We start from the raw sequence: 12,970 nt of genomic DNA on the forward strand, positions 1-12,970 counted from the left end.
CAGAGCGCCAACATGTACGTTGTTTTAACTGATAGACGAGTTCTGTTTAATCTTCGTTACGCAGTTCAGCCAACCGCTGTTTCAAAACTTCGACTTCTGCTTGAAGCGCCGTGCCAATATCGGTTTCTGCCACCGTGCGACGGCGCGCCTCAGTTTCAACAACCCGCCGCGTGGAAATAATGTCGGTCAGATTGGCAATGGCATCCGCCTTCGTGGTAAACGGCTGATGGGTCACCAGCTGCATCCCATATGAATTGTCCAGCAACGTATAGCCGCCGATCCCAGTCGTCTTTTGATAAGGTTTGGAAAAGCCACCGTCAATGACAATCATTTTGTTATTCGCCATAATCGGATCGGTACCCTTTTTCACCGGCGTATGGCCATTAATCACGTGCCCGACTTCCGGATCGAGGACGAACTCCTCCAAAATTTTCTTGATAAAATCCGGATCCTTGCGCAAATGATAATAAGGATTGCGGCCTTCCACATGGGTCGCAGGATCCTTGATAAAGTACCGTTCAAACGTCGTCATGTCGTGCTTGCCAAAAAGCGGTGAATTCGGTCCGGTCCACAAATACCACAACAGGTCGGTCGCTAAGTCAGCCTTTTCATCTGGTTGACTGTATGCCAGGCGCAAGTTGGCTTCCAGCATGTCAAATAATTGGCGGCCGGCATAAGTGGTGCCGTCAATGGTCAAGCCGATAAAATTGCCATCTTCGTCCACAGGCACACACCCATGCAACAGCAGATTGCGATTGTAGCGCAAATACATACTGCCGCGATTGATCAGGAAATCCATGTGACGATGCAGCTTTTCGGAATGCGTGAACGACTCCACCAGCGAATCAATGACTTCCTTTTCCTCTGGCAATAAACGGTACGGATAGGCGGGATCGACCGTGGCAAAGCAGCCATTTTCAATCGGATAAGTATGGCCATTAAGGTCGATCGTAGTAAAATCCGGTGCGAGTTTATCCAGCAACAAGCGGTGATCCATCTCAAACTCGGGTCGCCGTTTAATCGTTGGACCCTCAAGCTTAAACTGAATCATCGCGATTGCTTGATGAATTTGGGTAATTTGCAGGCGCTCCGCCTCGGTAATTGGGCGATCTGACCGCCCCAACTTTGGTGAAAATGCCGGGTTATCCTGATAATATTGCTCCGCCAACCGCGCCAGGTGCCGCAAATTAATCCCATAAACGTCTTCCAGAATACTCAGGTTGTTATACCGCGCCGAAATCCGCACAAGATTGGCAATACACAACGCCGATCCCGCTGCGCCGCCAATCCATAAAATATCATGATTGCCCCACTGAATATCCACCGAATGCCGTTGGTCGCGCCGAATCAGACTTTCAACAACCTGATCCGGGGCCGGTCCCCGATCGTAGATATCCCCGACAATATGAAAATGGTCAACGGTCAGACGTTGAATCGTTCGGCAGGTGGCCTCAATCCATTCATCTGCCTGCTCCAAAACAATCAGGTTATGAATAATCTGCCAATAATAGGCCAACTTGTCCTGCATCGAAGCATCGTTATACAGCAGCTCTTCGGTAATATAAACAAACTCCGGCGCCATTGCCTTACGCACCTTCGAACGCGTATACTTCGTCGCCGTAAAGGCCAACAATCGGATCAGGCGCCGAAAAGTGGTCAGATACCACTGCTGCAGATCGTCACCATCCATCTCTTGATGAATCGCAGCCAACCGTTCAGACGGGTAATACACCAAAAACGCAAAGCGCTGCAATGTCTTCTCAGTCATCTCATCCCGAAAACAGGACCGAATCTTGCTTTTGACATTGCCGCTGCCATTGCGCAAGACATGCTGAAACGCATTATATTCCCCGTGGATGTCACTCATAAACGCCTCTGTCGGCTTCGGTAGATTCAAAATTGCCTCTAGATTGATAATCTCGGTTGCAATGGCTGGAATCGTTTGATATTTTGCCGTCAGCTCACTGTACAAATCCATGAAATAGCTTCCTTTCACGTAGACCAATTTTTGGCTCATGGCAATATGATAGCATATTTCAGGAAATTGTATACGGTTTCACCACTTTTTGAAGGAAATTCATCATATGACGGTGGTAGCACCATTAGCAACCGGAACATAACCACTGCTTTTTAATTGGAACTTTTCGAAAGATAAGCTGATTAAGGCAAACCGAAAACTATACCAACGATTCCAAGCTCAGTCGCTAAGTTTTGTTGATCCACTATTTTCAAAAGCGTACGCAAACAAAAAAAGTCTCATCTGCCAATGTCACAGACGGGACTCTTTAATGCATAAACCTAACTTATCAAAATTGTTCGTTGCCGAACCCTTCACACACTCGAAGTGTTCAGCAACGCTGCCCACAACTTTTGCCGCCGAACCTCGCGCGGTAGGAAGACGCGGACTGAATCTTGGTTAAACCCGAACAATAAGCGCCGATCGTCCACGATGATCGGCCGACGGAGAATGGCTGGCTGCTTAGATAACAAATCAACCGCTTCTTTAAGTGACAATGCATCAAAATCAACATCAAGGGCCTGAAACGCCTTTGAACGCCGTGAGACTAAACTATCGATGCCATCTTCCGATCGGGCCAACAGTTCCAAAATCTGCGCTTTGCTGATGCCTTGTTTCGACAACGAAATCTCCTCAAACGGCAGTCCGTTGGCTTCTAACCACGCTCTAGCTTCGCGACTCGATTTTGACGAACCTGATGTATACAACTTGATCATCCAATCACCCCTCAACAAAACGATAATATATCATTATCGTTTCTCTGCTAATACCACCCACGTGTTCAATGCTAACAACGTTCACAAGTCCTATGGTGATTTACTTACGACACCATTTTATTATCCTAATAATAATTTAACACATTCAGGCACTTATGACAATAAAGACACTCTCATGCTATGTGACTGGGATTTCAATCATTCAGGCATGCTGACCAAAATGAATCAGGTCGTTAAAAAATGAACGGTTGAAGTCAAAGTCCTGACCTACAATAATTAAATAACGGTGATAGTGCCTGAACGAGGGCTTGATTTAATTGTGAATTTTTAGCATGAAATCTGATATTTCAGTTTCATATCACCGGTTGGCTTACATCAAATTTAGCACAAGCTTATATCGCTTTCAATAACAATTTTTAAAAAAATAATTTGCGATTACTAACATTTAAATATTTTTGCCAAATATCAGTCCCTTAAAAGCCTTGTGCACAAGGCTTTTGCACTCCCTCAAGCAGACAAAAGATAAGATCTTCACCTGAAAAAGGACGTGCACAATTTATTTTAAAATTTATTATACAACTTTTTTGAGACCAAAAAAAGCCGCCAAGCGTTTTCACGCTTGACGACTATGAAGCATACCCAATCTAACGGGCGGTTTTAATTTAAATGTTTTGGCGAGATACGATTACTTTGCGCCAACGGCTTCTTTCTTAGGCTTGCCGCTGGTCGGCTGGGCTTCGCTGATGACGATGGTGTCGTCAACCAGATCCGCTTGCAACTTCTTCGCCTTGAGATGATCCAGATAGAAGTCAGTTACCTTATCACGAATATTACGTTCAATGACCCGCCGTAATGGTCGTGCACCCATCGCTTCATCGTAACCTTGGGCAATTAACCAATCCTTAGCTGCCGCAGTCACTGTTAATGTGATGCCCTTCTTAGCCAGCGTCTTGTTGACGTCTTCAAGCATCAGGTCAACAATCTTGCCTAAGTCCTTCTTGGTTAAGTGACTGAATTCAACGATGCCATTGAACCGGTTCAGGAATTCAGGACGGAAGTAAGGCGCCAACCGCTTCATTAAGTCTTCGTCCTTTTCCTTCTTGCCAGTTAACGCTTCGTTGCCGAAACCAGCGTTGGAAGTGGCAATGATGACAGTGTTCTTGAAGTCCACGACATTGCCTTGGCCATCGGTTAACCGACCATCGTCTAAAACTTGTAACAACAACGTCAAGACTTGTGGATCAGCCTTTTCGATTTCATCGAGCAGAACGATCGAATATGGATTCCGGCGTACTTGCTCAGTCAGCGTGTTCTTGTTGTCGTTGTAGCCAACGTACCCGGCACTAGTACCAATCAACTTGGATACCGCGGTACGATCGCTGTACTCAGACATATCTAAGCGGATAATCGCATCTTTGCTGCCGAAAAGATCCAGTGCCAACTGCTTGGCTAATTCAGTTTTCCCGACACCGGTTGGTCCAACGAACAGGAAGCTACCAATTGGCCGATTGCCTTCATCAAAACCAGCCCGATTCCGACGAATGGCCCGAGCGACCATATCAACGGCTTCATCCTGGCCAATGACCTTGCCCTTCAGACGCTTGCCAATGCCCTTCAGCCGTTCAATGTCAGACGCACCAAGCTTCGATACCGGAATCCCGGTCAAACGCTCAACCGCCGCAGCGACATCATTCGGCGTTGCCACAACAGGCTTCTCGTCGTTCGTTCCTTCAAGCTGATGTTGCTTGTCGGCAATCTCCTTCTTAAGGCTGGCGGCCTTTTCAAAGTCTTCAGCCTTCGCCGCTGCATCCTTTTGGGCGTTCAGATCCTTGATTTGTTTTTCCAGTTCAACCTTGTCGACAATCGGATGCTTGCTTGCCAGATGTGCCGCGGTCATATCGATCAGATCAATCGCTTTGTCAGGCAAAGAACGCTGTGGAATATACTGAATGCTGTAATCCACCGCTGCCTTTAAAACATTTTCCGGCAACTGAACGTGATGGTGTTGTTCGTAAAGCTTCTTGACGCCATCCAAAATCTTGACCGTGTCCGCAGCGCTTGGCTCGTTGATGGTGACATCATTGAACCGACGTGCCAACGCGCTATCCTTCATGATGGTATTGCGATACTCGTCTTGGGTGGTCGCGCCAATCACGGTAATCTCACCGCGAGACAATGCTGGCTTGATAATGTCAGCCAAGCCTTTGCCTCCGGATTCTTCGCCGCCAGTTGCACCGGCACCGAGAATTTGATGGATTTCATCAAAGAACAGAATGACATTGCCAGCAGCTTTCACTTCTTTGATCAGATTCTGAATCTTCTCTTCAAAGCTGCCACGATATTGTGTCCCAGCTTCCAGATTCGACAGATCAATCGACCAAATCTGCTTATCCTTAATCGCTTCAGGAACGTTACCCTTCACAATCGCTTGCGCTAAGCCTTCAACAACCGCCGTCTTGCCGACACCGGCATCTCCGACCAAAATCGGATTATTCTTCGTGCGCCGGCTCAGAATCTCGGCAGTCTCTTGAATTTCGTGCTCCCGGCCAATAACCGGATCAAGCAACCCATCCTTGGCTTCCTGCGTCAGATTGCGACCAAGCTTCTCAAGGATACCGCCCTTCTTGACGGCCTGTTCACCAGTGGTCGCAACCGGAATTTCATCGCCCTGCTTCGGCAACTGACCAGTCGCACGATACTGGGCAAATTCATCAGGCGTCATTTCGTGGCCATTGACCACATACCGGGCTGATTCACCTTTACCCATACCTTGAAGCATCTGATTAAAAATATCGTCCATATCATGATTGTTGAAAAACGGATCGTTAAAGTTTGCCATAGCTGAATTCCTCCTTGTTGGGAATGTGCGGGGAAAAGGCGGTGCGTTTGCGCGGAGAAGCTTGATACTTCTCTGAAACGCGCTCACCAGCCCAGAGACCTCCGTGTAAGGACCTTGGTCGCAATGACCAAACCCGGGTCATCACGCTCAAGGCCACTTACACTCCGACGCCTAACCGCGCCAGTTCACGCTCTACAAAAAAGTACTCCCAGACGCACTGGCAGTACTTTCGTGTCGAGCTTATTCACTTGGTGGCACTGATGCCGTTGCGCCTTTTCCTTGTTTACATAATGTATTATAGCACGAAATTAGCACTCGAACAAGGCGAGTGCTAATTATTTCAGAAATATTTTTATGCAAACAACTTAAAGTATCAATACCGCGACAGCAGCCGCTTTTCGACTTTCCGCTCATTAAACCGCACTAGCGGATCACCATTGACCAGCGCTCGGGCGTTGTCTTCAAAAATCTTAGCCTTCTTTTCACCACGTTTACGCTCCAGACGCTTGAAAGCTGCAGACATCTCATAACTACGACCAGGCAAGTGATGCGCGTCAGAGGCAAAGACATGTGCCAGTCCGGCATCAATAATATCCTCTGAAAATTGCTGAACCTTTTTGCCGAACGTTCCGACATAGCTGCTAGCAGTCACCTGTGCAAACGCGCCACGTTCAATCATTTGATATAGCAAACCCGGATGCTTCATTAGTCGTGTATTACGTTCCGGATGCACAATCACGGGCACCATTCCGCGTTGCATCACTTCGAACAACATATTTTGTGTGTAAAGTGGCACATCATCTGACGGAAATTCAATTAGGATATAATGGCCAGTCACATCACAAGTCAAAATGTCATGGTGGTCAATTGCTTCTAACAAATCGCCATTAATTCGAACCTCTTGGCACGGAAAAACAGTCAATGGAATATGCCGCTGCTCCAGCACATCCTGAAACTCATCAGTCAGCCGAATCACATCCGCTGCATGATTCGTATACCGTCCATTCATATGATGCGGTGTCATCAAGGCATGTGTGATCCCGTCAGCGACCGCTGCTTCCGCTAATTCCAATGAAGTCGTTAAATCTTTTGAGCCATCATCAATTCCTGGTAACATGTGGCAATGCACGTCAATCATCATTCAGTTCCCCTTCCAATACTCTCTAGTATCTAATGAAGCGCTGCCAACGTCAAATCGTTTTTTTGTAACAGTTTGTTAACGATTCGCAATAGATCAGCGAGATAGCACACTTTGCGGTATAATATCAAAAGATTACGGAGGAAATGAGGTCTAGAAATGAAAAAGATCCTAGTACGCGTTCTACTCGTCGTACTCGTTGCCGCTCTTGGGTTTGGCGGTTTCGTGTACTACATGGTTCATAATTCAACATCCCAAATTTATTCCTATAATAAGAAGACCAACAAATCTTCAGACGACAAAACCACCAGCGGAAAACCCGTTGCTTACTTACTACTCGGTACCGACACCGGTGAACTTGGCCGCTCCTATAAAGGCCGCACCGATACCATGATTGTGATGGTTCTAAACCCAAAGTCAAAGACAACCACCATGCTCTCGGTACCGCGTGACACCAAAGTTACTTTCGATGATGTCACCATCAAAATCAACGCCGCCTATTCCTACGGCTCCTCTGACACGGCCATGGAAGCCGTTGAGAAGCTCTTGAACATCAAACTAGACGGTTACCTACTTGTCAACATGAAAGGCCTAGAACAGATGGTAGATGCCGTTGGCGGCGTCACTGTCACCTCACCACTGAGTTTCGACTATGAAGGTAAGTCCTTTGTTAAAGGACAGTCTTATGACCTCTCAGGTAGCGATGCGCTGAAGTTCTCACGTATGCGGTATGACGATCCGCAAGGCGACTATGGACGGCAAATGCGACAACAGTTGATCCTTGCTTCAGTTATCAATAAGTTGAAGAAGAATCCCACGACTGTATTGAGTCAAAAGTTCCTTAACGCTGTTGGTAAGAACGTTCGAACCGATGTATCACTTGGATCGGTTAAGAATCTAGCAACAGCTTATCGTGATGCAGGTAGCAGCATTAAAAGCGATCAGCTGCATGGTACTGGTCAGAATATTGATGGACAGGCTTTTGAGGTGATGTCAGACACTGAGCTTGCCCGGGGACATGATGTGATTCAGAAGGCGTTAGACGCAAAGTGATGTGATACAAAAAGAGGCCGACGACTTGATACAGAATATATTCTGTATCAAGTCGTCGGCCTCTTTTTAGCGCAACCATAAAAAACAAACTGTAAATTAAAAAGCTCCATCAGCTTTGAAAATTGAAACAAGGTTTTTGCAAATAATCAATAAATCATAACTAAAGGAACGATTGGCAACATAGGAAAGCTCTAAGTCGGCTCTCTGCGGGTACCCGATCTTACTCCGCCCGCTAGCTTGCCAAAGTCCCATAGCGCCCGGTTTAGCAGTAAGCAGTTGATCAACATGCTGGCCATACTCGCGTAATTCACTTTCAACAACTGGCCGAGGGCCCACCATACTCATGTCACCCTTAAGAATGTTGATGAATTGTGGTAGCTCATTCAACGACGTCTTCCTGATAAAAATACCTAGTTTAGTGATCCGTGGATCTTTCTTAGGAGGTAACTTATAATTATTACTTACGTATTTATCGTAAAGAGTAGCGTCTTTATGTAAAACGTCCTCCGCATTAACAACCATGCTTCTAAACTTATAAATTTTGAATTTTCTACCATTCTGCCCAACACGAGTTTGTTTAAAAAACAATGGCCCTTTATTTCTACCGACTAAGCAAAAAGGTTCTAATATTAGTGCTGTCACAATGACTAACACCATTCCAAAGAGACCGCAAATAATATCAAACACCCTTTTTTCAAACAAATAGACTGACGAAACGTTAGCCGGCTCACTCTCTAAAACTTCGACTCGATGTTGAGTCTTCTCCAATTGTTTTTCCAAACTAATCTCCTCCAATATTAAAAGCGTTGGTGCTGCGAAACCCCCCAAAGATTTCCTCCCCATTTTAAGATATTCTTAACGAATGAGCAAGGTCTCCATTCAATGAAATGGAAATGAAATTCACGCCGAATTTCTAACAACTGGCGCAATTGCTATACCGGCTATTCTACTTGGTTCCGATGTGTGTGTCCAAATTAACATGTGTTCCCGTCAATTTATTTAAAATAAGATTGCGCGCTTTTCTGACGATGTGCTCGTTCTCCATAAAGATGACTGGGCATTCCAGGTACGTTTTGTTATTAGCTAAAAGCCAAGTATCCATTAGTAACTCGGCGAGAAAGCCCATCACGCGACTTTCATTGCCTTGAAGCTTAGAGAAATCAATTTTTGCTTCAACTGCAAACAGGATCGAAAACAGCCAAGAAGAATATGCCTTGAACTCTTCTCGACGCATGATAAACATATTAAACATGTGGGCTTGTTTCGAATGCATGACTTTTGAGAAGCTCTCGCGATATTCAGCTGGTTGCTGCGCAATAACCTCGTACAAAGCATCAATACCAATGGCACTATGGCTATGTCGATAATGGGACTCGATTGTTTCAATGTAATAGTTTCGTGGTTTAGGTACGATAATGCTAGATCGCTTTAGGAGATCTTCAATCTGAGACTCACGTAGGATCGATGAGAAGTCTTTTTTTTGTGCAAAAGAACGATTAGAAAAATATCGGCGATAGTGAACCAACCCAATTGCGTCTGCATTAAGATTTTGAGATGCCCAGTATATAGCAGTTACCTCGTTATAATGCGGATTCTTATCCGATATATTGATACCTTGGTCATCACGTTGATACCCATTTGGAATTTCTGAATGAAGACTGCTACCCACAAATATCGGCAAATACGCAGGATCTGAAGGCATATGGTATGGTTTATGAGTTGCAATAAGGACACTGATATGCATTTTTATAACGCTCCTTAATGATTGGCAAGCTTCTTGCAAGAAGAATAGCTTTATATCAAAATTTCAAGCAATTAAGCTTATAAAGCTTTAACATCTGCTTATTCAGAAAAAGCCACAAGAAACTGTTCGAGACGATTAAAATATGACTTAGAATAAAATTTAGAAACCGTACTAGGTAAGTCATCATGATTAAAGACTTTTTCTTTATTAATGATAGCAATCATCTTCTCTGTCAACATGCTTACATCACCAGGTCTGTAAAGATAACCATTGCTATCATTTACAATATCGGCAGGCCCGGTTGGACAGTCTGAACTAATGACTGGAATGCCTCTTGCAATTGCCTCGGCAAGCACCATCCCAAATCCTTCATACGTTGAAGTTAACACCAAACAATCAGCATGAGCTAGTTTATCGAGTGGTTGAGTCACCCAGCCGTGTAAAGTAACTTGGCTTGCAATACCTTTTTGCGCAATCAATTCTTTAAATTCTGACATATCTGGTCCGTCACCAAAGACATCCAAAGTCCATTGCTTTGTTAACTTATTTAGTTTGTTCAAGCCAAGCACAAGTTCTCTCAGATTTTTTTCGCCATCAACAAAAATTCGTCCACTATAAACAAACCTAGTAATACCATCCGTGGATGCTGGGATTACGTTTGTTGTTGGGGAAACGGGGTTTCCAACTACTCCAATTCTCGAAGCCTCGATGTTAATGTCATGCATCTGTTGCTGAATGCCTGTGCTAATAGCCAAATGATAATCCGCTTTTTGGAGATCATCTAGACTTACATCTTGTCCGTGAAGCAAGGAAAAATGAATCCAAGAAATTATTCTAAACTTTTTGTGAAATAGCCTTTTTAAAAATGCCACCTCATAAATTAGCTTTGTACTTAAACAAACTACCTCATCAGCAGACGTAAATAAAACTGCGAAAGCAAGCCAGATCGCTCCAAATAAATTCCGAATAGAGCGCCTATTTCTAAAGAGTTGAGCGAATTTAAACACTTTAACTTTCTTAGAGAAGGACGGGTACCAATGATCGCGCATTGATCCTTGTGGTAGGAGGAATGACATCTCAAAATCAGACGAGTGTTCGAAATGAGATATCCACTCATTAACGACTGTTTCGGTACCACCTTCACCAGATAAAAAAGGAAGGATTACAAGTGTTTTGATTTTTTCTTTGTCACGCATAACTATATGCTCTCCTCCTGAAGCAATAATTTATCAAACCATTGCTTTAAGATAGCTGCAGATGACACAATCGAGTATCCTGCCAAGTCAATTGATTCTATGTTTCGTTCACTGATATCATTACGGTTGACGGGTAATTTATCTAAGTATGAGCGTAGATTTTTGATCCACATTTTGGGCTCATTAAGTGGTAACGCCACAATACTATCAGTCAACATGACATCATGCGGAATCTGATCAGAAGCAACCACTTGAAGCCCAGAAGCCTGCGCTTCAAGTGGTACAAAACCAAACCCCTCAAACAGTGAGGGAAAGAGTAGGACGTCAAATGCTGTGTACCAATCATTCATAGCATCAGTATGTTTTATAAAAGAAACATCAGCATCTAGGCCTTTCTGATGGACTTCCTGTTCGAGTTTCTCACGAAGTTCGCCATTGCCGATAATTACCAAATGACTTTCCAAATGCCTATCATGCAGTTCTTCGAATATTTTTAGCGAGAAAAAAGGATTTTTGCGTTCAGTTAAGACACCCACCATACCAACAACCCATGTCTCATTACCTAATCCAAGTGACTGTCGCAAGTCATGGCGTGGCTTCTCTGAAAAAAGGAATTTGCGCAGATCGATGCCATTCTTCAAGACAATGCCTTGATTGTCTTTGCCAAACATCCATGCCAAGCTTTCATTTGACACACCTAACTTTAAATCACTGATCCTAGAAAAAATATGCCGACCTAACCTGTTCACGGTGTCTATGGTAGCCTTGAAAACATGCGATTTAATTGGTTTGCTGTAGTCAGTGTTATGCGATTGTACAACTATTTTTGCATTCGTAAAATAGTGTGCAAACACAACTGGCAAGAAATTCCAGGATGACGAAAAGTTGAAATGGATAATGTCATAAGATTGTTTATGCTGCTTACAAAATCGAGCCCAATCTATCCAGTGCTTCATAGGATTCTTTCCAACACGTGTAACATAATACACTGGCCAACCTAATGCGTTCGTTTCCTTTTCAAAGTCATGCTTGCCAGAATAACTAACACACTCAACTTTAACACCTTTTTTTGACAGCTGCTTGTATGTATTCATCATATAAACGGTCATGCCACTGCCGTATTGAAAATCCCCCACCAGCAAAACTTTCAACTATAAACTCCTCCTCGGATTCAACTTCCGTATTTAGACGAACGTGAGAACATCTTCGAGTGCCTTTTTAAACTGGGCACCTTGTCTCAATTGAAGTCCAAAAGAACGAACACTAGCGGTGAGTTCTGCATATTGTTCATCTGTTACCTGCTTTATTGCCGATTCTGCTTCGGCTAATGAGTTAACCGTAATACCAAGACGATGTTGGCTAACAAAATCAGCGATAGCAGCATTCTTCCAAACAACTACAGGAATGCCGCTTGCCAAGAACATAGAAGCCTTGAAAGGACTGTTGTACCGCAAATAATCACCCATAACGCCAGATATACCGTCAACCGATGATCCATCCCAAACCAGTCCAAACCCTCCCGAGAATTGCGCGGCTAATTCGTCTGAAGGGAAAGAACCGCGATAATCAAGGCTTTCAGGTAAAGCAAACTTAGAAGGTTTATTCCCGTATATCTCATAGTGAAATGTGGAATGAGTGAGTTTACTTAAAAAAGAAGATTTGTCCAAGTTACCTGCAAATATCATCGTTCGTTGATTCTTAAATGTTGGTACGTCAAGAGAATCAGCCAAGTGCTCATATAGTCCGAAAACGACAACTTTAGCGGATACTTTATTTGTATTTTCAATGAACTTGCGCATCGCATTTGTTGGCACCAAAATCCCCGATGCGAGTTTAAGTATCCTGAGTTCATTTCTTAGTGAACGTTGAGCATTGTTTGTATGCCCCATCCCCCCCAGCCCGACCGTTGGATCGATACGTAAAGAGTTGACATCATGGATAATGAATACAAGTTTGCAGCGTTTAGCGAATCGCAAATAATAAACAACCTGCAAGAACGCAGGATAAGAGATATACAAAGGATATTGTATAAAGATTGTATCTCCGGAACTAACCTGCTTAAAATAATTTGCTAAGGAACTGTAAGAAATCACTTTCCTACCAAGAAGATTCGGCAAAGAATCAATTGACCCCATATCAATAGACCCTAATGTCGAAAGTGTTTTAATAGTATCAGCAATCGGCTTACTTGCCGCAAATGCTTTGCCCCCTGCAGTGTTGTTAATAGATTGAATGTTAAAGTAGCTCATAAGTCCCCCCTACTTCCT

10 protein-coding genes are annotated in these 12,970 nt (G+C 44.0%); 1 reads left to right on the top strand and 9 read right to left on the bottom strand.

The annotated features are described in order from the left end of the window. Positions 1–46: 46 nt before the first annotated feature. From LHUE1_RS00730 to LHUE1_RS00745, 4 genes are all read right to left on the bottom strand, one after another. Positions 47–1,978, bottom strand: a complete 1,932-nt coding sequence (locus LHUE1_RS00730) for a fructose-1,6-bisphosphatase (RefSeq protein ID WP_049169291.1) — start codon at positions 1,976–1,978, stop codon at positions 47–49. A 353-nt stretch (positions 1,979–2,331) separates the two neighbouring features. Further along, positions 2,332–2,733: a Spx/MgsR family RNA polymerase-binding regulatory protein gene (locus tag LHUE1_RS00735; RefSeq protein WP_010491576.1), complete on the bottom strand. Its 402-nt coding sequence runs from the start codon at positions 2,731–2,733 to the stop codon at positions 2,332–2,334. A 685-nt stretch (positions 2,734–3,418) separates the two neighbouring features. After that, positions 3,419–5,572 (bottom strand): AAA family ATPase, encoded by a 2,154-nt coding sequence (locus LHUE1_RS00740; protein ID WP_217774520.1) that lies wholly within the window; start codon positions 5,570–5,572, stop codon positions 3,419–3,421. Between the two features lie 373 nt (positions 5,573–5,945). Further along, a complete protein-coding gene (locus LHUE1_RS00745; RefSeq protein ID WP_049169300.1) occupies positions 5,946–6,710 on the bottom strand; it encodes a tyrosine-protein phosphatase in 765 nt (254 codons plus the stop codon). 159 nt (positions 6,711–6,869) lie between these two features. On the opposite strand from LHUE1_RS00745, the gene LHUE1_RS00750 reads away from it, so the two are divergent. Then, a complete protein-coding gene (locus LHUE1_RS00750; protein ID WP_049169288.1) occupies positions 6,870–7,763 on the top strand; it encodes an LCP family protein in 894 nt (297 codons plus the stop codon). A 96-nt stretch (positions 7,764–7,859) separates the two neighbouring features. Here LHUE1_RS00750 and LHUE1_RS00755 read toward each other — a convergent pair whose 3' ends face one another. From LHUE1_RS00755 to LHUE1_RS00775, 5 genes are all read right to left on the bottom strand, one after another. Then, a complete protein-coding gene (locus LHUE1_RS00755; protein WP_390882699.1) occupies positions 7,860–8,543 on the bottom strand; it encodes a sugar transferase in 684 nt (227 codons plus the stop codon). A gap of 166 nt (positions 8,544–8,709) precedes the next feature. Then, complete coding sequence (locus LHUE1_RS00760; RefSeq protein WP_049169286.1) at positions 8,710–9,507, bottom strand: DUF4422 domain-containing protein; 798 nt, start codon at positions 9,505–9,507, stop codon at positions 8,710–8,712. A gap of 98 nt (positions 9,508–9,605) precedes the next feature. Then, complete coding sequence (locus LHUE1_RS00765; RefSeq protein WP_049169285.1) at positions 9,606–10,703, bottom strand: glycosyltransferase; 1,098 nt, start codon at positions 10,701–10,703, stop codon at positions 9,606–9,608. Between the two features lie 2 nt (positions 10,704–10,705). After that, a complete protein-coding gene (locus tag LHUE1_RS00770) occupies positions 10,706–11,854 on the bottom strand; it encodes a glycosyltransferase (protein WP_049169284.1) in 1,149 nt (382 codons plus the stop codon). A gap of 33 nt (positions 11,855–11,887) precedes the next feature. Further along, on the bottom strand, positions 11,888–12,952 hold the full coding sequence (locus tag LHUE1_RS00775) for a hypothetical protein (protein ID WP_049169283.1): 1,065 nt from the start codon (positions 12,950–12,952) through the stop codon (positions 11,888–11,890). Between the last annotated feature and the right edge of the window lie 18 nt (positions 12,953–12,970).

Source organism: Lacticaseibacillus huelsenbergensis (assembly GCF_029726355.1).
GTDB lineage: Bacteria > Bacillota > Bacilli > Lactobacillales > Lactobacillaceae > Lacticaseibacillus > Lacticaseibacillus casei.

What these genes read in the sequence shown, in the direction of transcription:
- LHUE1_RS00730 (WP_049169291.1), bottom strand. Translation starts at nt 1,978, where the DNA reads ATGGATTTGTACAGTGAGCTGACGGCAAAATATCAAACGATTCCAGCC.
- LHUE1_RS00740 (WP_217774520.1), bottom strand. Translation starts at nt 5,572, where the DNA reads ATGGCAAACTTTAACGATCCGTTTTTCAACAATCATGATATGGACGAT.
- LHUE1_RS00765 (WP_049169285.1), bottom strand. Translation starts at nt 10,703, where the DNA reads ATGCGTGACAAAGAAAAAATCAAAACACTTGTAATCCTTCCTTTTTTA.
- LHUE1_RS00750 (WP_049169288.1), top strand. Translation starts at nt 6,870, where the DNA reads ATGAAAAAGATCCTAGTACGCGTTCTACTCGTCGTACTCGTTGCCGCT.
- LHUE1_RS00745 (WP_049169300.1), bottom strand. Translation starts at nt 6,710, where the DNA reads ATGATTGACGTGCATTGCCACATGTTACCAGGAATTGATGATGGCTCA.
- LHUE1_RS00735 (WP_010491576.1), bottom strand. Translation starts at nt 2,733, where the DNA reads ATGATCAAGTTGTATACATCAGGTTCGTCAAAATCGAGTCGCGAAGCT.
- LHUE1_RS00760 (WP_049169286.1), bottom strand. Translation starts at nt 9,507, where the DNA reads ATGCATATCAGTGTCCTTATTGCAACTCATAAACCATACCATATGCCT.
- LHUE1_RS00775 (WP_049169283.1), bottom strand. Translation starts at nt 12,952, where the DNA reads ATGAGCTACTTTAACATTCAATCTATTAACAACACTGCAGGGGGCAAA.